This window comes from Streptomyces sp. NPDC101490 (genome assembly GCF_044767145.1).
GTDB lineage: Bacteria > Actinomycetota > Actinomycetes > Streptomycetales > Streptomycetaceae > Streptomyces.
On the sequence record NZ_JBIWNI010000026.1, the window covers coordinates 75,673 to 94,739 of the forward strand.

The following is a 19,067-nucleotide window of genomic DNA, read 5'->3' on the forward strand; positions in this document are numbered from 1 at the left end:
CAAAGGGGACCCCCCACAGGTCGGGATGGCGGCATCGCCGTGAACGGGGCGGCCGCGTGGCAGAACTGTAGCGCTGACGTGTTGAACGTGTTCACTTGGTGGACACGAGTGCCGGAAGTGCCGGAAGAGTCCCCTTGGCGAGGCGGCTCGGGGCGGGACCGGCCGGGCCGCTCACACGGCCCTGAGCAGGGCCTTGGCGATCGGTTCTCCGGTGCGGCGGGCGCGCGCCAGGCCCGCCTTCACCTCGGAGAGGGTACGGGGACGGCGGCCGGGCCCGCCGCAGCAGGACTTGTGGAAGCGGATGCCCGAGTGGAGCACGACCGAGAGGGCCCGCCAGGCGGAGACGTCACGGCGCTTGGGCGCCGCGAAGGCGGAGCCCGCGTGGATCAGGGCACGCGCGCAGCGCGGACACCGCCGCTCGCGCTCCGGACCGTACGTCTGCTTGTACGAGGCACGGCACGGCAGACAGACGTAGGAGGTCTTGGCGTTGCCCATGGGGTCAGAGTAGGAGGTCGGGCCGGGGGAGGCCCGCGATTTTCTGGTGGGGCTGAGCGGGACTGGTGGGACTGGTGGGACTGGTGGGACTGGTGGGGCTGGTGGGCGTGGGGCCCCGGGCCGGGGCGGGCGCGGTCGGGCCGGGGGTGCCGGCAGTGCCGGGAGGTCAGGCCGGGGTGCCGGCAGTGCCCTGCGGCCCGGCCGGGGGTGCCAGCAGTGCGGGGTCCTGGCCCGCGCGCCGGAGGGCCTCCGCCACGAAGCCGTTCGCCTTCAGTTCCTCGACGGTGGCACGGAGGAACGCGACCGTCTCCGGCGCGCGGCCGGTGGTCGTGCCGACCGCCTGCCGGATCTCCATGAACCGGTCCTCGATCATCCGTACCTCGGGGTTCTCCCGTACGTACGCGGTGACCGGCTGGCGGATGCCCGCGCCCGCCTCCAGGCCCTCGGAGCGGAACACGTCCACCCCCTCGTCCCCGCGCACCACCGTGGCGTGCGCCAGCGACCGGGACAGGAACAGGTCGTACGCGGAGCCCCGCTTGACCCCGATCCGTACGCCCGCCGCGTCCACGTCCGCCGCCGAGCCGAGGGCCGAGTCCCGGGGCACGACGTACACCCCTTCGATGACCACGTAGGGGGCGGTGAACGCGACCTCCCGCTCCCGCGCCGGGTCCACCGCGAGGAAGCACAGGTCCGCGCGGCCGTCCGCCATCGCCTCGAACGACTTGCGCGCCGCGTCGAAGCACAGCAGCTCCACCGGCACCCCGAGCCGCGCCCCGATCTCCCGCGCCAGGTCCACGGTGATCCCGGACGGGTCCTCGGGGGTGCCCTGGGCCAGTACGGGGTTCCCCAGGTTGACCGAGGCCCGGAGGATCCCGGTGGGCGCGAGGTCGGCGGCGAGGTCGGCGGCGAGCCCCGTGGCGGGGGCGGTCGGTCGGTCGGCGGTGCGGTCGGCGTTCGTCATGGGGAGGGAGTCTAGGCAACGCCCCGCCGGACCTTCGGGGGTGATGCCCCGGCGTCCGCCGGGGAGCCGAGTTGACGCCACGCCGGGCCGCCGGGGCGACACCACGCCGGGCCGTCGGGGAGCCGGAGCGACACCGCGCCGGGCTATCAGGCTTCGCTCCAACGAGCCTTTTATCGTAAGGGAGTTGTATGTGCGGGGGCTGTCCCCACCTTCCGTCCTCCCGGCTGCCGGATGGGGTGGTGCCGGTCCGTTCGGAAGGGTGAGGGCATGACGATTCGCCGTGGGCGTCGCGCCCTTCTCCTCGGTCTCTCCCTCGCCGTCCTCGGCGGCGGTCTCCTCGCGGGCGGGGGCGCCGCTCCCGCTTCCGCCGCCCTGCTCGACTGGGGCGACTGCGACCCCGCCGTGAAACCCCTGCCCCGGCAGCGGTGCGCGTCCCTCCTCGTCCCCCTCGACCACGCCGACCCCGGCGGGCCGCAGATCCGGCTCGCCGTGTCCCGGCTGGCCGCCGAAGGGCCCCGGGCGCGGCGCGGAACCCTGATGGTCATCCCCGGCGGGCCCGGCGGCTCCGGGGTGCAGCGGCTCGCGCAGAAGGGCGCCGCCCTTGCGGCGGAGACCGGCGGCGCCTATGACCTGGTGGCCTTCGACCCGCGCGGCACCGGCGGTTCCGCGAAGGCGTCCTGCGGGCTCGCCGAGGCCGACCGGTGGCTGGTGACCCTGAGGTCCTGGCCCGCGGCGGACGGGGGCGTCGACGGGAACACCGCCCGGTCGCAGCGGATCGCCGAAGCCTGCGCCCGCCACGGCGGTGTGATGCTGCGCGGGCTGACCACCGCCAACCAGGTCCGTGACCTGGAACGGCTCCGGCAGGCGCTCGGCGAGCGGAAGCTGTCGGCGTGGGGCGTCTCGTACGGGGCGTACGTGGCGGCGGCGTACGCCGAGAAGTACCCCGGGCGCACCGACCGCTGGGTCCTCGACAGCAGTGGGGACCCCGATCCGAGCCGGGTGGCCCGGGGCTGGCTGGAGGGCATGGCGTCGGGCGTCGAGGACCGTTTCCCGGACTTCGCGGCCTGGGCCGCCCACCCCGACCGTGCCACCGACCGTCTGCGGCTCGCCGAACGGGCCGAGGACGTAAAGCCGTTGGTCCTCGCTCTGGCGTCCCGGCTGGACCGGAAGCCGCGCCCCTCGGCCACCCCGGGCGTGTCGCTGACGGGTGCCGGGCTGCGCCAGGCGCTCCAGCAGGCGCTCACCTCCGATGCGGCCTTCCCCGCCTTCGCCCGGCTGGTGGCGGACGCGCTCGACCCGGCGGGCGTACCGGTGCTGCCCCGGGAACTGGCCGCTCCGCTGCCCGACGAGGCCGCCGCGACCACCGTGGGCGTGATCTGCAACGACGTCGACTGGCCCCGGGAGTCCCCGGCGGCGTACGCGCGGGCCGTCGCCGCCGACCGGCTGCGCCACCCGCTGACGGCGGGGATGCCCGTGAACGTCACCCCGTGCGCGTACTGGAAGGGCGGCGCCGTGGAGGAGCCCGTACGGATCACCGACCGGGGGCCGTCGGACATCCTGATGATCCAGAACCTGCGGGACCCCGCCACCCCGCACGCCGCCGGTCTGCGGATGCGGGCCGCCCTCGGGCAGCGGGCGCGGCTGGTCTCCGTCGACCACGGCGGGCACGGGTCCTACCTCGGCAACGGCAACGCGTGCGGCGACCGTGCGGTGACCCGCTTCCTGACCGAGGGCGTACGGCCCCGGACGGACGTCCTCTGCCGGTGACGGGGGAGGGGCGGCCATGACGGGCCCCTGAGGACCGGCCCTTACTGGCCGGCCCTTACGGACTGGCCCTTGAGGGCAGCCCCCTACGGGTCGGGCGTATGCCGAAGGGCCCGGCCGGGGTGTCCTTCCGGCCGGGCCCTTCGGGGAGGTCGCGGGCTGTGCCCGCTCAGACCTTGGCGGGTTCGGGTCGCGCGGTGGGCGCCGGGTCCTCGCCCCCGGACGACGTCACGGCGTCCGGGGCCGGGGCCCCGGCCGTCTCCGCGGCCTTCTCCGTGTCCACGTTGAACTCCTCCAGGAGCTCCCTGCTGAAGCCCCAGAAGTAGGTGGCGACGAATCCGGCCAGGTAGCCGACGAGCAGACCGCCGCCGTAGATCGCGATCGTCGAGCCCAGGCCGTCGTTGCCGTCGAGGAGCGGGAAGAGCGCCCAGCCGGACGGGCCGATCGCGGTCGAGCCGACCTTGTCGCCCAGCATGCTGAACAGTCCGATGAAGCCGCCGCCGAAGGCGCCGCCGACACAGGCCGTGATGAACGGGCGGCCCAGCGGGAGCGAGACGCCGTAGATCAGGGGCTCGCCGACGCCCAGGAACCCGGCCGGGAGCGCGGACTTGATGGTGCGGCGGATGGAGCCGTTGCGGGGGAGCTTGAGGTAGACGGCCATGGCCGCGCCGACCTGGCCCGCGCCCGCCATCGCGAGGATGGGGAGCAGGACCGTGTAGCCCTGCTGCTCGATGAGGGTGGTGTGGATCGGGATGAGCGCCTGGTGCAGGCCCAGCATCACCAGCGGCAGGAAGAGCCCGCCGAGGAGGAATCCGGCCCCGGCGCCCGCGTTCGCGAGGAGCCAGTCGGCCGCCTCGCCGATGGCGGTGGAGATCTCACCGGCCACGAACATCAGGCCGAAGATGGTGACGAGACCGGAGATCAGCACGGTGAGGGTCGGGGTGACCAGGACGTCCAGGGACTCCGGCACCCAGCGGCGGCACCACTTCTCCACGTACACGGCGAGGACCGCCGCGCCGAGCGCGCCGAGGACACCGCCCTGACCGGGCGAGAGCGTCTGCCCGAAGGCGTCGATCTTGGCGACGCCGGGGAAGACGATGATCGCGGCGACCGCGCCGCCGAGGATCGCCGTACCGCCGAACTCCTTCGCCGTGTTGTAGCCGACGAAGACCGCGATGAGCGCCATGAAGCCGCTGGCCATCGCCGCCAGCGCGGGGGTGACGCCGGGCAGCCAGCCGAGGTTGACGAGCAGGCCGTTGAGACCGGCGATGATGCCGCAGCCGATGAGGGCGGGGATCAGCGGGACGAAGATGTTCGCGATCCGGCGCAGGAACAGCTTGAACGGGGTCGCGTTCTTCTGCTTCCGGGCCTCCTTCAGGGCCGCTCCCTGGGCCGCCAGTTCCTCCGCGCCGGGGGCGCCCGAGGGCTCGGGCTTCGGGGCGGCGGCGATCAGGGCCTCGAACTCCGGGGTCACCCGGGCGACGGTCCCCGGGCCCAGGACGATCTGGTACGTGTCGTCCTCCACCACGCCCATCACGGCGGGCAGCGCCTTGAGGGCGTCGTCCTGGACGAGGGAGCGGTCCCGCAGGCCCAGCCGGAGGCGGGTCATGCAGTGGGCCACGGAGATGACGTTCTCGGCGCCGCCGACGAGGGGGAGGATCGCGGCGGCTGTGGCGCGGTTCTTGTCGTCTTTGCTCATGGTGCGGTGGTGCCTTGCTGTGAGGGGGTTCTCGCTGGTCCTGGTGGTGCGGGGGCCTGGTGTGGGGGCAGGCGGAGGGGCAGGCGGAGGGGGCGTGGACTGACCGGACGGTCAGTCGGTCGTGGGGCCGGTCGCGTGCAGCGCCGCGCGCAGGTGGCCCCGGGAGACGGTCAGCCGGTCGGCGGCCGTGGGGGCGTCGACGTCGGCGAGGATCATCAGGATCGCGTTCTTCACCTCCCCGTCGGCGGCGGTGAGGGCGGTCTCGATCTGCTCGTCCGGCGCGCCGGTGGCCAGGGCGACGATCCGCCGCGAGCGGGCCTGGAGCTTCTCGTTGGAGGCGCGGACGTCGACCATGAGGTTCCCGTAGGTCTTGCCGAGCCGGATCATGGTGATCGTCGAGATCATGTTGAGGACGAGCTTCTGGGCGGTGCCCGCCTTCAGCCGGGTGGAGCCGGTGAGCAGTTCGGGACCGGGGACGACCTCGATGCCGTGCTCGGCGGCGGCGGCGAGCGCGCTGTCCGCGTTGCAGGAGAGGCCGATGGTGAGCGCCCCGGCGGCGCGGGCGTGCTCGACGGCGCCGATGGCGTACGGGGTGCGGCCGGAGGCGGAGATGCCGACGACGGTGTCGTCGGGGGTGAGGCCGAGGGCGGTGAGGTCGGCGGCGGCGAGCTCCTTGGAGTCCTCGGCGCCTTCGACGGCCTTGACCATCGCGGACGGGCCGCCCGCGATGAGGCCGACGACCTGGGCGGGGTCGGTGTTGAAGGTGGGCGGGCATTCGCTGGCGTCGAGGACGCCGAGGCGGCCCGCGGTGCCCGCGCCCATGTAGACGAGCCGGCCGCCCCGGGCCATCCGCTCGGCGGTGGCGTCGATCGCGGCGGCGATGGCGGGCAGCTGCCGGGCGACGGCGGCGGGGACGGTGGCGTCCTCGCCGTTCATGATCGCGGCGATCTCGGCGGTGGGCAGCTGGTCGATCTCGGCGAGTTCCGGGCGGAAGGCCTCGGTGGTGAGGGTGGCGAGCTGGGCGCGCAGTTCGGAGTACGTGGTGGACATGGGGCGGCTCTTTCGGGTTTCAGCGGGTGCGGGGTGAGTGCCGGTGGGCGAGGGCTTCGTACGAGGCGGCGAGGGCAGGGGCCGCCGTCTCGTACGTACGCTGGGTGACGCAGGTGAACAGGCAGTCCACGACCAGGAGTTGACTGGTGCGGGACGACATGGCCGCAGGGCGGAGTTCGCTCTCGCGGGCGGTCGAGGTGGTCAGTACGTGGTCGGCGTACTGGGTGACGGGGCCGTCGGGGCGGCCGGTGACGGCGACGGTGGTGGCGCCGTGGTCGAAGGCCACCCGGAGCGGTTCTATGACGTCGCCGGTCGAACCGGAGTGGGTGATGGCGATGGCCACGTCCCCGGAGCGCAGCTGCACGGCGTTGGTGACGGCGAGGTGCGGGTCGCTGTGGGCGTGGGCGACGAGCCCGATGCGCAGGAGCTTCTGGGCGAGGTCCTGGGCGACGAGGCCGGAGGCGCCGACGCCGTAGACGTCGACGCGGCGGGCGGCGGCGAGGGCGGTGACGGCGGCGCCGAGCTGGACGGTGTCGAGTCCGGCGGCGGTGTCGGCGAGGGTCTGCTGCTCGTCGTAGGCGAGCTTGGCGACGACGTCGGCGATCGGGTCGTCGACGGCGATGTCGGCGGTGACGGCGGGCGCGCGGCCGGACTGCTGCTGGGCGGCGAGTCCGGCGAGGGCGAGCCGCAGGTCGCGGTAGCCGGGGTAGCCGAGGAGGCGGGCGGTGCGGACGACGGTCGCCTCGCTGGTGCCGGTCAGTTCGGCGAGGCCGGTGACCGTGAGCGCGGCGCAGCCCGCCGGGTCTCCGGCGACGGCCTCGGCCACCCGCTGCATGGAGCGGGTCATGGAGGGCGCGAGGGTCCGCACCTTGGCCGCGAGGGCGGCGGGAGCGGGCGGCGCGTCGCTCGTGAAACTTTCCTTCACGTCATTGGTCACACCTGAAAGATACTTTCGGCCGGGTGGCGCGGACAAGACCCGGACGGTCCCGGATGAGAAGGGGACCTTGGTCCTTCCCCGACCCTTCTTCCCCGGCCCTTCCCCGGTCCCTTCCCGGCCCTTCCCCGGTCCTTCTCCCCCGGTTCTTCCTTGGCCCTTCCCCGGTCCCTCTCCGTACGGATTCCCGGCGGCGGGTGACAATGAACCCATGGACGACATCGACACCGTGGAGCAGGCGCTCCACGCCGCCCGCGCACTGGTACTGGCCGATCTGGCGGCCCGGGACGTTGCCGAGGCCGAGGTGGTGTCGATGGTGGAGGACGCCGTGACCCACCGGCGCTGGTGGGTCGAGCAGTGGCCGGAGGGGGTCGAGTACGTTGCCGGGCTGGTCGCGCAGGACGTCCAGGACGCCCTCCTCGAACGGTACGGACGCTGGCCGCTCTGCCCGGTCTGTGACTCCGACGACCCGCACGCCCTGGACGTGGAACCCGAACTGGGCCCGGACCCGCACTGGGTCTGCGCGAAGCAGGGCGTGGCGGTGGCCCCGGTCGGCGGGCTGAAGTGACGGGGCCGGGCCGGGCGCCGTGCGCTACGAGAAGGGGCGGCCGGGCCGGAAGGCGGACCCGGGTGACCGGGACCGGAGGCGGACCGGCGTGACGAGTGGGACGGTGGGCGGACCTGGACGACGGCCGGGTCCGAAGCCGGAAGACGGTCCGGTGTGACGTCTGGACCGGGAGACGGTCCGGTGTGACGGCCGGGATGGAAGGCGGTCCGGGCCGGAGGTGGTCCGGGGCCGGAGACGGACCGGGACTGAAGGTGGTCCGGGTCCGGAGGCGACCCGGGGCTGAAGCTGGCCCGGAGGTGGTCCGGGGCCGGAGACGGCCCGGGTCCTGAGGTGGTCCGGAATGACGAGCGGCGCGGAAGGCGGCTCCGTATGACCCTCTACATCGACCCGCCGACCTGGCCGGGCCACGGACGCATGTGGTCGCACCTGGTCAGCGACGTCTCCTTCGAGGAGCTGCACGCCTTCGCCGCCCTGATCGGCGCCCCGCCCCGCGCCTTCGAGCGGGACCACTACGACATCCCGTCCGACCGGTACGCGGACGCGGTGACGGCGGGGGCGGTGGAGGTCGGCTCCAAGGAGCTGCTCCACCACCTGACGACGGCGGGCCTGCGCAGGCCGAAGGGGCGCCCGGCGGGGTGAGGCCGGGATCCGGGGGGGGCGTGAGGGTCCGGCCGTGGGGGACGGGCGGGAGGGCGTGGCCGCCCGTACGGGTTCACCCGTAGGAGTCAGGCCCGTAGGGATCCGGCCGTAGGGATCCGGCCTTAGGGATCGGCCCGTAGGGGATCGTCCCCGTACGGGTCAGCCGAGCCGGGCGGCGATGGCGCGGGCGCAGTCGAGGGCTTCGGTGCGGGTGGTGTCGACCTCGACGTCGTAGTGGACGCCCCGGTGGACGAGGTCGGCCTGTCGGACGGCCATGCCCGCGACCCGGTCGCCCCGGGCGGTCTCGCGTCCGGCGGCGACGGCGGGGTCGCAGTGGACCCCGGCCCAGAGGACGTCCAGGTCGCCGAGGACGGCCCGCCACCGCTTCTGGGAGTCGGCGCCGCCCAGGAACACGTCGTCGACGACGACCCGGGCCCCGGCCCGGACGGTCGAGGCGATCCCGTGCGCCCAGGCGGCTTCGAGTTCCCGGAAGGCCGCTCCGACCGCGATGCCGCCGTCCGCGCCGAAGACGATCCCCGAGTCGTCGGCGTCCCGTATCGACGCGGGCAGGGCGTCGACGAACGCGTCGATCCCGAACACCAGCCACGGCTCGGGGAGCACGGCCTGGAGGCACCGCGCGATCCCGGACTTCCCGGAGCTGGAACCGCCGTTGAGAATGATCATCCGCTTCGTCACCCGGGTCACCCTAGGCAGTCCGGCCGGCTTCCGCACCGTCGTTCCGTCGCCCGGTGAGGGCTCCCGTACGGGTCCGTGCCTGCCCCGGGAGGAGAGTCACGCGGCACGTGCCCTCCTGAACTCCCCTGTGCAGAAAGGCTATTCGACTGCCGTGGCGCGAAGGTGACCGTAGCATCGGCCGGAGGTGGCGGGTCTGGGGAGACGGGGGATTCCGTGAACGGCAGGATCGGGCTGACCGAGGTCGTGGCGGCGCTGCAGGAGGAGCTCGCGGAGGCAGCGCGGGCCGGTGCCGGACGGGACGTCCGGTTTCCCGTGGAGGGCGTGACCCTGGAGTTCCAGGTGGCCGTCACCGTGGACGCGCAGGCTGGTGGCAAGGCCAGGTTCTGGGTGCTCGAACTGGGGGCCGAAGCCGGGTACGGCAGGGAGACGGTGCAGACCGTGACCCTGCAACTGGGCGCTCCTGTAGGGCGGGACGGGGAGTCCGTGCGCATCGCCTCGCGGCCCAGCCGCGAGAGGCCCTGACCACGGTGCCCGAGAGCCGGTACGCGGTCGAGGTGCTCCATCTGAGGGGAAGCGGAGCCACGGCGGAGTGGACGGTGGCGTCCGGGTACTGCGTCGGCGGACGGTACGTGCTGACCGCGGGCCACGCGGTGGGCCCGGGGAGCGTGTCCGTACGGTTCTGGGGCGGTGTGGTCCTCCCGGCCGAGGTCGTGGCCGAAGGGGGCGGCGCGGCGGACCTCGCGCTCGTGAGACTGCTCGCCCCGGTCAGCCCCGAGCCGCCGAGGGTGCGGGTGGCCCGGGTGGACACGAGCCGGGCGGCGCTCCTGTACTGCCAGGGAGTCGGGTACCCCTGGTGGAAGGAGGGCGACAGACCGGCGGACGGCCCGAGGCCCCGGGGGCGGGCCCAGCTGTTCGGGGAGGTGCCCACGGCCGAGGGGCCGGTCGGCGGACAGCTGACCTTCCACATGCGTGCGGCGCCCGGCGAGCGCGCGGGAGGCTCCGGCCGGTCGGCGTGGGACAGCGCCTCGGGCACGGTCGTGTTCGCGGGGGACGGCGGGGGCGGGGAGTTCGCGATCGGCGTGGTCATCGAGCACCGGTCACGGGACGGGGCGAGTGCGGTCACGCTGGAGCCGCTGACGGTGGTCGACCGCATGGACCCGGTGAACCGGGCGAGGTTCCGGGGCGTGCTGTGGCCCCGGGGCGGCGGCGACGCTCCGGGTCACGGCGGAACCGGCGACCTCCCCGTGCTCGTCGGCACCGCCTATCCCCACCCGGGCCCTCCGCGTCACCCCGAGCGGATGTCCGTCCGCCGGATCCTCGCCGCGGTCGTCGCCGCGGTCGTCCTCGTCACCGGGGCGCTGTGGTGGAGCGTCCGCCAGGACTCCGTGATCGACGGTCTCACCCCGGGCGAAGCCGTCAAGGTCACCCTCGCCGGAAGCACGGAACCCGGTGAGGAGGGCCGGTGGTGGGTCCTGAAGGACCCCATGCCGAGACCGGGACCGGACACCAGGATCCCCCGGCTGGCCGAGGCGTACGGGGGCGCGCCCCTGATGGGGCAGGACATCAGGCTCACCCTGGAGGGCAACCGGCGGAGCACGGTGGTGATCACCGACATCGGCGCGCGGATCTACGGCCGCGAGGCCCCCTACGGGGGCACCGCCTACCAGGAGGCGTCGGCGGGAAGCACCACGGCCCTGAGCATCGGGCTGGATCTGGAGGAGGGCAGTCCCCGGGCCCGTACGCTCGACAGCGGGAACGGGAACGGCGCGACCCTCGGCAAGCACCACTTCGACGGCAGCGGTCTCACGCTGGTGCGCAAGGAGGTCGCGTCGGTGACGGTCAGCGCCTACGCGAAGCGCAGCCTGGTGCGCTTCGCGCTCGTGGTGTCCTACGCGGTGGACGGCCGGATGGAGTCCGTCGAGATCAAGGACGAGAACGGCAGGCCGTTCGTGGTGTCCGGGGTTCCGGCGCGGCTGGCGGGCGCCTACTCCCGGGCCCCCGGTGCCCGCGGCTGGACGGCGTCCACCACGGCCGGGTCGGACTTCCTCGAGTACGCGGTGGAGACGCGGCCCTGATGCGCCGGGACACCAAGGTCGTCGTCGGCATCCTCGTGCTGGCCCTGGCGGCGGTCGCTGCGATCGTCTGGCGCACCTACGGGCCGGCATCCGGACGGTCGGCCCAGGACGGCCCCCTTCCGAGTTTTCCCCGAGATCCGTGCCAGGCACTGACGATCGAGGACGTGAACGCCGTCGCCGCCGTCCCCGAGGACTCGTACTACCGCACGATCCCCGTTCTGGCCTGGAACACCACGGGAGGCGTGGGCCCCCTGCACGAGATGGGTCTCGCCTTCCAGACGGACCCCAGGTCCTGCCAGTACGAGCAGGACACCACCGACACCCCCGCCGATCCGGTGATCCGGGGCATCGAGACGCGATGGGCGGCCGAGTGGAGCTACGCGCACGTCGCCGCGCGGCACTGGACGGCAGCCAGGCGCGCGTGGCTCGCCGACGGCATGTGCCGGTCCGCGGAAGGGATCGCGGGATCCCAGGACGTCCTGTGGTGCGAGGACCACGGGCTGGTCCTCCGGCGGGAAGGAAGGGTCTTCGGCTTCCGGGTGAGCGATGCCGTGGTGCCGACCGGCACGGGCCTTCCGGTCACCACCACGCGGTCGGAGCCGGGCGCGCGGCGGATGGCGGAGCGGATCCTCGGCCGCATCGCGAGCGGCGACTTCCCCCCGCTCCCGCCGACGGCCGGGCCGGACTCCGGCGGGAACACGATCGTCCTGGGGGTGTCCGGTTGAGTGGTGCCCTCCGTACGGGGGCGGGAGCGGCCTCCCCGGCTACGGGAGGGTGGTGGTCTCCACGGCCTCCGGGGCCGCCCCCTTTTTCGCCGTCTTCCGTGCCGGGCCGCGTTCTTCGCCGGGTGCGGCCGTGCCCCGGGCCACCACCGGGCTGGACGTGTCGCGGTTGAGCCGCAGGGAGAGGACGACGGCGGCCAGGCCCACGGCGGTCATCGCGGCGCCCGCCCAGGCGGTGGAGGCGTAGCCGAGGTCCGCGTCGATGACGGTGCCGCCGAGCCAGGGGCCGCCGGTGTTGCCGAGGTTGAAGGCGGCGGTGGTGGTGGCGCCCGCGAGGGTGGGGGCGGCCCCGGCGACGTTGAACATACGGGCGTTGAGGGCGGGCGCGGTGTAGAAGGCGGAGACGCCGAGGAGGAAGGTCAGCACGATGGTGGCGACCGGGCTGGACGCGAGGAGGGCCAGCGCGGCCAGGAAGACGGTGGAGGCGGTGATGCCGGTGAGGAGGACGCCGAAGAGGTGGGCGTCGGCGACCCGGCCGCCGATCGTGGTGCCGATGACGGCGCCGATGCCGAAGAGGCCGAGGACCCCGGAGACCCAGCCGTCGTCGAGTCCGGAGACGTCGGTGAGCAGCGGGGCGAGGTAGGAGAAGGCGCAGAAGACACCGCCCGCGGCGAGCGCGGTGATCACGATCGACAGCAGGACCTGCCGGTCGCGGTAGATGGCGACCTCCTGCCTGAGGCGGGGCCTGGTCTCGGGCAGCGGGATGTGCGGGATGCGGGTGGCCACGCCGACGAGGGCGACGGCGGAGGCCAGGCCGACGGCCCAGAAGGCGGAGCGCCAGCCGAGGTGCTCGCCGAGGAAGGCGCCGGCGGGGACGCCGAGGACGTTCGCGATGGAGAGTCCGCCGATCATGACGGCCATGGCGCGGGCGCGGGAGCCGACCGGCACCATGGCGATGGCGACGGCGGCGCCGAGCGCCCAGAATCCGGCGCAGGCGAGGGCGCTCACGATCCGGGAGGCGAAGAGGACGGCGTAGTTGGGGGCGAGCGCGCCCGCGACCTGGCCGAGCCCGAAGACCGCGATGAGGGCGATCAGGGTGGCCTTGCGGGGGAGCCGGAGGGTGGCGACGGCGAGCAGCGGCGCGCCGACGACCATGCCGATCGCGAAGGCCGATATGAGGAGCCCGGCGCGGGGGATGGAGACGTTCATGTCCTCCGCGATGGGCGGGAGGAGCCCGGAGAGCATGAACTCGCTCGTACCGAGCGCGAACACGGAGAGCCCGAGGACGTAGACGGCGAGGGGCATGCGGGCGGCGGCGGACGAGGACGTCGTGGACCCGGCGGAGGTTGACGGCATGACATGCGTCAACCTGTGTTTTGTCCCTGTCATTCCACGAACACGGAACTTCTCGGGATACGAGACGGCGGCGCGGCCGTACGCATTCCTGTTCCCGAGGAATCTCCTCAGACGGGCAGGTCCCAGCCCGGACCGCCGGGGCCGCCGAGCCGTACTCGCTGTGCACCCGGTGTGATCGAGACCTGGAACGCGGAAAGGTCCGGCGAACCGTGTTCCTCCCAGCTGTCGACGGCGTCCTCGACCGCGTCCCACAGTCGCAGTGGGCCCCGCTGCACCACTGTCCACGCACCGCTGCTGTCTGTCCGTGTCCACGCTTGCGAGCCCGTGGCGACGTCGAGCAGGATCTGTCTGTCGCCCAGCCCCAGCCGCTCGGCCGACGGCGCGGCGAGTTGGGCGACGAACCGTCCGGTCCAGTCGTCGAGCAGGGACGGGTCGATCCGGCTCGGCCGCTCCTCACCGGGAAGGAGTTCGACGGGTCCGTGCGGGGGCCGATCGTGTGGCCGGGCTGTCATGAAGGACGTGTACCCGGGCAGGAACCGCCCCTCGGCCCCGCCTGAGGCGTCGACTTTCAGGAGCGTGAGGCCGTGGCCGGAGCCCCATCCGGCGAGGGTGACCAGGAGGGTCCCCCCAGGCTTGACCTGCCGGAGCAGGCCGTACGGGACGTATCGCATCGAGCAGAAGGCGACCACGACGTCGTACGGTGCCCGCTCTGCGTGGCCGTGCAGCCCGTCACCGGTGACGAGTGTGGGAAAGTGACCCGCTTCGGCGAGCGCCCTGCGGGCCCGCACTGCGGCGTTCGGATCGGTCTCGATCGCGGTGGTGTTCGCGGCACCGGCGATCTCGCAGACGCAGGCGGTCGAGTATCCGGTACCCGCTCCGATGATGAGCACCTGATGCCCGCGCCGGACACCCGCCTGCTCGATCATCCACAGGACGAGGCCGGGCAAGGTGGAGGACGACGTCGGTGTCCCCCCGGTGACGGGGCCGGTGGCGTGTTCGGCGAGGATTCCGTCTAGCTGGGTGACCCACGTGGTGTCCTCGTATGCGAGACGCAGCCATTCCTCGGTCGCTGTGCCATCCCGCCGTACCGGCGTCCACACGGTGACGCCCGGGGGCACGCTCGCCCGGTAGACAGCGGGTCCGAGGAAGACCTCACGAGGTACGGTTCCTCCCGCTCGCCGCACGTCGGTGTCGCGCAGTCTGCCGTCGGCGACGAGTTGTTCGATGAGCCGACGTCGGGGGAGTGCCGCGAGGTCGGGGGTGTCATCAGTCATGAGGAGTGCCTTTCCGGAGCGTGTCGGCGAGCGTGCGTGCGATGGCGCGACTCGTGGCGTCGTCGACGAAGGCCCATTGACCGTTCGGGTTGCATTCGAGGAACCACCATCGGCCGTCGGCGTCGAGGGCGAAGTCGAAAGCGCCGAATGTGAGCCCGAACGCGTGCAGGTACGACCGGACGGCCGTCCTCACGGCGTCCGGCACGGCGATGGGAGAGCACTTGATGTGGCGCTGGTCCCGTCTCCAGTCGAGGTGGTCGCCCTCGTTGTCGATCCGGGTCGCGAAGAGTTCGTCACCGACCGCGGCGACCCGGATGTCCGCGGTCTTCGGGACACATGCCTGGAAGAGGTGGGGGCAGAGTGCGATCGAGGGACCGAGCTCGTCGGCTTCCACGGTGTGGACCCAGATGGTCATGTTCCTGCCGTCCGTGCCGGGCAGGTGTACGCCGTGGACGGGCTTGTAGATCACACGCTTGTGCTCGTGTGCGAACCCCTTCGCTTCCTCAAGGCTGTTGGTGACCAGGCTGTCGGGAACGGTGAAGCCGACGTGGACGGCGGTGGCGAGTTGCGAGGTCTTGTGCTCGGCGGCGCGGTTGCGCAGGGGATGGTTGAGGTGCAGGGCGCCCGGGAGCGTGGTCAGGATGCCGGTGTACCCGGCACGGGACTGCTCGATCCCGAACCGCTGCTCCGCAGTCACTGTTCGTTGTGAGTCCCCGTAAGGGGTAGGGCGCCGCCAGTAGACGGAGCGGACAGCTGCCAGATCGATACGGCGCGTCGAAGTGGCCAGGATGCCGGTGAGGCCGTCGGCCCCGACCCGGGCACTCATCCGGGCGCCGCCGCGCAGGTCCACGGCGGGGTCGAGCCGTACGACCGGGACGCCCCGGTCGTACAGCTCACGCAGCACCAGATCGGCTGTTACGTCGCCGAGCGCGGTGATGACGAGGACTGGTGCGTCGGGCATGTCAGTCCGACGCGTGGTCTTCGAGGGCGTCCGTGTCGGCGGGTTGCGGCGGTCGGGTTCCCCCGCCGTCGGCGCCCGTTGCGGTCGCGGTCGCGGTGGCCGTGTTCGTACCGTGCTCACCCATGTCGATGCTCCGCCCGTCGGCGCCGAGATAGCACGTCGTCTGTGTGACGGGGTCGATCTCGATCCGGGCGTACGGCACTGGGACTGTGAGGGCGTAGGGGGCCAGCCGTTCCAGGCCCCAGGGCTTTTCCGCAGTGGTCAGGAGGTTTCCCTTCCTGACCGTGAGCGGCCTGCGACTGGTACGGAGGGACTCATGCGCTGCCTGGATGTTGTCAGCCGAGACGGTCCACTCGATGCCGGTCTCGGGCCGGATGTGCGCGATGCGCACGACCCGTCCGTCATCGCGCAACTCTTGGGTCACGGCGGTGAGCACGCCTTCGCCATGACTGGCGGTGTCGCGGACTCGCCTGTGAAGCAGCAGATGGTTCTCGTGTCCGTCGGATCCAGTGGAGTACGCGGTCTGATCCTCGACGTGACTCATTGGCCTCTCCCATCCGTCCGTCGCTGTGACCCGAAGTGCTCTGCTCGGTGTGCCTGTGATCGAGTCGGCCATGAGGGAAACTCCTCTCTGGAGGCAGTCAGCTGGATTCCCAACGTCCGTAACCTGTGGGGTCGCTGGTCGTTCTCGCCTCTTGAACGTACGGTCGGCGCGGGCCCGGCAGGACTGACTGGCAGTACGTGTTCAGGAGCATGGAGCTCTCAGGGGGCTGCTCATGATGGCGAAACCGCCTGCGGCAGGACGTGCGGCCCATGGGGCCGTCGCGGGGTTCGTGCTCCGCTTGGCCCGGGAGAGCATCCCGTACACACAGGTACGCATGGCCGAGGTCCTGGAGGTGGACCTGGGCACACTCCAAGGGTGGGAAACGGGGCGTAGGCCCTTGGCAAATGTGAAGGCCGGAACACTGCTGCGACTCAGGCGTCGGCTGGGGGCGCTGGGGGCGGACTCCGCAGTCGTCGCCTTATTGGATCCGGCCATGGACGCCGACCAGATCATCGGTGCGGCCCTGGATCCGCAAGGAGACATCGGATCGCATCCGCTCGCGGCCTGGGTGCACACACAGGATACGGCCCACATGCTGGCCTGGGCTTTGACGGGCGTGGTGCCACCAGTTCTGCGGGATCGCGTTCCTCTTCCGAGGCGAGGGCCTGTCGCTGAGGCCCCGCTGCTGGGAGCGGTGGACAAGGCGCAGTTCTTCGACCACTTGAGGGAGACGGCCGAAGCAGCCCGGAGCCCTCGTGGCGGCGCGTTGCTGCACCGTCAGGCTCTCTACCTGGCCTCGTACGACCGTGGACCTGAGGCCGCCGCATGGACAGCCCACACTCTGCACGCCCGTCGCGGGGTACTCATGCGTCAAGGGTGGTCGGAACACTGGGCTGAAGCACGATCCACCGCGACCGCGCTGGCCCGGTTGGGAGATCCCCAGACTTTACTGGACTTCATCGAACGCTCGCTGGCCGACGACGACATCGCGGAAGCGGCGAACCTGAACTACTGGGCGTACTGGCTGGGTAGTGTCCGGCTGCCCCAGCCTGACGATCGGTTCATGCGTGACCAGCGGCTTTCCGACTGGGACCCCGTCACGCTTCTACGCGGGCTGGCGCGAGGTCTGAACGACGCCCCAGGCTATGTCGACCTGCACATCCACACCCTGTGGGCCCTCCTGGACGAACACCCTTGGTTACCCAAGGCGTCGCCGGCGCTCGCAACTGTTCTGGCCGAGAGAATCAGCCAGTTGCTCGACGGGAGCGGTACCTCCGGAAGGACCCGGCGTGAGCTTCGTGCCGTGCACTACGTTCTGGATGATCGCATCTGACACCGGAGGTCACGGCATGACGGACGAGACGGCGAGCGCCGAGGGTACGGCCGGGTTCATCTTCGAGATGGGGGTGCTGAAGAACGCCAGGCGCACCGGGTGGTGGTTCACCGGGAACAACCAGCCCGAGTCGATCGCCGAGCATTCGTTCCGGGTGGGCGTCATCGGCGCGGTGCTGGCGATGATGGAGGGCGTGGACCCCGCCAGGGTCGCGCTGATGTGTCTGTTCCACGACACCCAGGAGACCCGTATCGGGGACATCCCCCACATCGGCCGCCGGTATCTCGACGCGGCCACGAACCAGACGGTCACCGCCGACCAGGTCTCCGCCGCGCACCCCGCCGTGCGGGACGGTGTGCAGGGGGTCGTCGAGGAGTACGAGGCCAAGGAGACGCCGGAGGCGGTCGTCGCCCGCGACGCCGACAAGCTGGAGTGTCTCGTCCAGGCCGTGGAGTACCGGGCGCAGGGGAACACCCTCGTCCAGGACTGGATCGACACCTCCCTGAGCAGTCTCAGGACCGACTCCGCGCGGGTGCTCGCCGGGGCCGCGCTGAGCATGTCCCCGCTCCAGTGGCGCAAGACGTTCCTGGGCTGAGCGGCCGGTGCTCTCCGGGGTGTGGCCCCGCGCGTTCCGGTGGGGCACGACTCCCTTGAAAAGACCAGGGAAAGAACCCTTCCTTCCCACCCCTCCCTCCCCCAACTGCCGTGCTCACACGAACGGGTGACAGATTGTCCGCTCAGCGGACGAGTGGGGTACGGTCGGCTCGTCCGACTGGCATATGCAAGTCGGCCCCCGTCGGGACTGGCATCCCGACGAGGGCCTGACCGATCAGGAAGCAGAACCTTCCCAATGGCTTGTACGCAGTTTAACGCGACCCCTCCCCTCGCTTCCCTTCTCTCCGGGATCACCGCCGCGAGGCCATGCTCAGGAGTGATTCATCTGTCGAACGGACACGAGGAACGCTTCACCGTGGTGGGCAACCACCTCGCCCAGCACCCCGACCTCTCCGCCGCCGCCATCGGGCTCGGCGTCTACATCCAGTCGCTCAGGGCCGGTGACGACGTCAGCGTCAAGGCGCTCTCCCGGCGGTTCCGCGAAGGTGAGATCACCATCCGGCGGGCCCTCAACGAGCTTGTCGCGTCCGGGTACTTGGAGCGCAGGCGGGTGCCGCTCGGGGGCGGTCGGTTCGCCACGAGGATCATCTCGTACAGCAAGCCCGGCTGCGGCACGGTGACCTTCGGCCCCGACGGCGAGCACTTCCTCCACGAGGCGCGTCCCGAGCCCCGGCGAGGGGCGAAGCGCCAGGTCAAGGGTGCGCCCGAGCCCGAACCGGAGCCCGAACCAGCCCCCGTACCCGAACCAGCCCCCGTACCCGAACCAGCCCCCGTACCCGAGTCGGTGTCCGTTCCTGGTCCAGAACCGGTCCTCGGGGCCGCTCGCGAACCGGTCCTCGGGCCCGTGCCCCGGTCCGTGCCCCGGCTCGCGCCGCGCTTCCCGTCCGGGGGTGAGCCGGAGCCCGGCTCCGGTGTGTCACCCGCCCCCGTCAAGGCGTCCGTCCCCGCGCTCGGGGTGCTCGCCGGGCTGCGGGCCGTCGATCCCCGGCTGCTGCTGTCCGCCCGGGACGTCGACCGCCTCGCGCCCCTGGTGGACGTGTGGCTGGATCGCGCGCTGTCCGGCACCCAGGTCGCCCAGGCCCTCACCGCCGGACTGCCGCCCGCCTCCGTGCCCGTCCACCACCCCGCCGCGTTCCTCGCGTACCGCCTCCGGGTCTTCCTCCCACCGCCGCTGCCGGAGGTGCCGGGGCCCGGGGAATCCCCCGCGCTCCTGCCTCTGATCACCTGCGACGGCTGCGAACGGGCCTTCCGGAGCCACGATCCCGAGGCCGTCTGCGCCGCATGCCGAAGAGACGCCGGCGGGGGCGCCGAGGGCGCCGCACACGGTGGCGCCGACGGCCGGAGCGTCGCCTGACGGGCGGTGGTCCACCTCTCCCGGCGG

General features: G+C 72.3%; 19 protein-coding genes. 9 read left to right on the forward strand and 10 right to left on the reverse strand.

All coding sequences use genetic code 11. The features are described from left to right. Positions 1-171: 171 nt before the first annotated feature. Together ACIRQY_RS31245 and ACIRQY_RS31250 are read right to left on the reverse strand one after the other, a co-directional pair. Entirely contained in the window at positions 172-495 is a 324-nt protein-coding gene (locus ACIRQY_RS31245; protein WP_351794363.1) for a deoxyxylulose-5-phosphate synthase, read from the reverse strand. A 166-nt stretch (positions 496-661) separates the two neighbouring features. After that, positions 662-1,456 carry a transporter substrate-binding domain-containing protein gene (locus tag ACIRQY_RS31250; RefSeq protein ID WP_403931247.1) on the reverse strand — a complete coding sequence of 265 codons (795 nt, stop codon included), beginning with the start codon at positions 1,454-1,456 and terminating at the stop codon, positions 662-664. Positions 1,457-1,723: 267 nt separating this feature from the next. On the opposite strand from ACIRQY_RS31250, the gene ACIRQY_RS31255 reads away from it, so the two are divergent. Next, positions 1,724-3,223, forward strand: coding sequence for an alpha/beta hydrolase (locus tag ACIRQY_RS31255; RefSeq protein WP_403931248.1), 1,500 nt, complete (start codon positions 1,724-1,726; stop codon positions 3,221-3,223). 166 nt (positions 3,224-3,389) lie between these two features. Here the strand turns inward: ACIRQY_RS31255 and ACIRQY_RS31260 are convergent, their stop codons facing one another. From ACIRQY_RS31260 to ACIRQY_RS31270, 3 genes are all read right to left on the reverse strand, one after another. Continuing rightward, positions 3,390-4,919: a PTS transporter subunit EIIC gene (locus tag ACIRQY_RS31260; protein WP_403931250.1), complete on the reverse strand. Its 1,530-nt coding sequence runs from the start codon at positions 4,917-4,919 to the stop codon at positions 3,390-3,392. Between the two features lie 111 nt (positions 4,920-5,030). Then, positions 5,031-5,969 carry an N-acetylmuramic acid 6-phosphate etherase gene (gene murQ / locus ACIRQY_RS31265; protein ID WP_351794372.1) on the reverse strand — a complete coding sequence of 313 codons (939 nt, stop codon included), beginning with the start codon at positions 5,967-5,969 and terminating at the stop codon, positions 5,031-5,033. A 19-nt stretch (positions 5,970-5,988) separates the two neighbouring features. Then, complete coding sequence (locus tag ACIRQY_RS31270) at positions 5,989-6,906, reverse strand: MurR/RpiR family transcriptional regulator (protein ID WP_351794374.1); 918 nt, start codon at positions 6,904-6,906, stop codon at positions 5,989-5,991. Between the two features lie 208 nt (positions 6,907-7,114). Here ACIRQY_RS31270 and ACIRQY_RS31275 point away from each other — a divergent pair, with 208 nt between their 5' ends. Together ACIRQY_RS31275 and ACIRQY_RS31280 are read left to right on the forward strand one after the other, a co-directional pair. Further along, positions 7,115-7,471 (forward strand): hypothetical protein, encoded by a 357-nt coding sequence (locus tag ACIRQY_RS31275; protein ID WP_351794377.1) that lies wholly within the window; start codon positions 7,115-7,117, stop codon positions 7,469-7,471. A gap of 369 nt (positions 7,472-7,840) precedes the next feature. Beyond that, on the forward strand, positions 7,841-8,110 hold the full coding sequence (locus ACIRQY_RS31280; RefSeq protein ID WP_351794380.1) for a DUF4031 domain-containing protein: 270 nt from the start codon (positions 7,841-7,843) through the stop codon (positions 8,108-8,110). A gap of 159 nt (positions 8,111-8,269) precedes the next feature. On the opposite strand, the gene cpt is transcribed toward ACIRQY_RS31280, so the two are convergent. Then, entirely contained in the window at positions 8,270-8,794 is a 525-nt protein-coding gene (cpt, locus tag ACIRQY_RS31285; RefSeq protein WP_351794435.1) for a chloramphenicol phosphotransferase CPT, read from the reverse strand. A 225-nt stretch (positions 8,795-9,019) separates the two neighbouring features. On the opposite strand from cpt, the gene ACIRQY_RS31290 reads away from it, so the two are divergent. From ACIRQY_RS31290 to ACIRQY_RS31300, 3 genes are read left to right on the forward strand one after another with little or no spacing between them, the layout of a single operon-like run. Then, a complete protein-coding gene (locus ACIRQY_RS31290) occupies positions 9,020-9,328 on the forward strand; it encodes a trypco2 family protein (protein ID WP_351794382.1) in 309 nt (102 codons plus the stop codon). Positions 9,329-9,333: 5 nt separating this feature from the next. Beyond that, positions 9,334-10,881: a hypothetical protein gene (locus tag ACIRQY_RS31295; RefSeq protein ID WP_403931252.1), complete on the forward strand. Its 1,548-nt coding sequence runs from the start codon at positions 9,334-9,336 to the stop codon at positions 10,879-10,881. Beyond that, a complete protein-coding gene (locus tag ACIRQY_RS31300) occupies positions 10,881-11,606 on the forward strand; it encodes a hypothetical protein (RefSeq protein ID WP_403931253.1) in 726 nt (241 codons plus the stop codon). Before ACIRQY_RS31295 ends, ACIRQY_RS31300 begins: the two co-directional genes overlap by 1 nt. Before the next feature lie 39 nt (positions 11,607-11,645). Here ACIRQY_RS31300 and ACIRQY_RS31305 read toward each other — a convergent pair whose 3' ends face one another. The 4 genes from ACIRQY_RS31305 to tgmA all read right to left on the reverse strand — a co-directional run bounded on the left by ACIRQY_RS31305 (position 11,646) and on the right by tgmA (position 15,738). Then, positions 11,646-12,908, reverse strand: coding sequence for a Cmx/CmrA family chloramphenicol efflux MFS transporter (locus tag ACIRQY_RS31305; RefSeq protein WP_403931284.1), 1,263 nt, complete (start codon positions 12,906-12,908; stop codon positions 11,646-11,648). Positions 12,909-13,066: 158 nt separating this feature from the next. Then, a complete protein-coding gene (gene tgmC, locus ACIRQY_RS31310) occupies positions 13,067-14,233 on the reverse strand; it encodes an ATP-grasp peptide maturase system methyltransferase (protein WP_403931255.1) in 1,167 nt (388 codons plus the stop codon). Next, positions 14,226-15,194, reverse strand: coding sequence for an ATP-grasp ribosomal peptide maturase (tgmB, locus tag ACIRQY_RS31315; protein WP_403931256.1), 969 nt, complete (start codon positions 15,192-15,194; stop codon positions 14,226-14,228). Before tgmB ends, tgmC begins: the two co-directional genes overlap by 8 nt. Before the next feature lies 1 nt (position 15,195). After that, a complete protein-coding gene (tgmA, locus tag ACIRQY_RS31320; RefSeq protein ID WP_403931258.1) occupies positions 15,196-15,738 on the reverse strand; it encodes a putative ATP-grasp-modified RiPP in 543 nt (180 codons plus the stop codon). Between the two features lie 493 nt (positions 15,739-16,231). Here tgmA and ACIRQY_RS31325 point away from each other — a divergent pair, with 493 nt between their 5' ends. The 3 genes from ACIRQY_RS31325 (at position 16,232) to ACIRQY_RS31335 (ending at position 19,040) form a co-directional block, all read left to right on the forward strand. After that, on the forward strand, positions 16,232-17,071 hold the full coding sequence (locus ACIRQY_RS31325; RefSeq protein WP_403931260.1) for an XRE family transcriptional regulator: 840 nt from the start codon (positions 16,232-16,234) through the stop codon (positions 17,069-17,071). After that, positions 17,058-17,666, forward strand: coding sequence for an HD family hydrolase (locus ACIRQY_RS31330; RefSeq protein WP_403931261.1), 609 nt, complete (start codon positions 17,058-17,060; stop codon positions 17,664-17,666). Before ACIRQY_RS31325 ends, ACIRQY_RS31330 begins: the two co-directional genes overlap by 14 nt. Positions 17,667-18,002: 336 nt before the next feature. Next, entirely contained in the window at positions 18,003-19,040 is a 1,038-nt protein-coding gene (locus ACIRQY_RS31335; RefSeq protein ID WP_403931263.1) for a hypothetical protein, read from the forward strand. Positions 19,041-19,067: the final 27 nt, after the last annotated feature.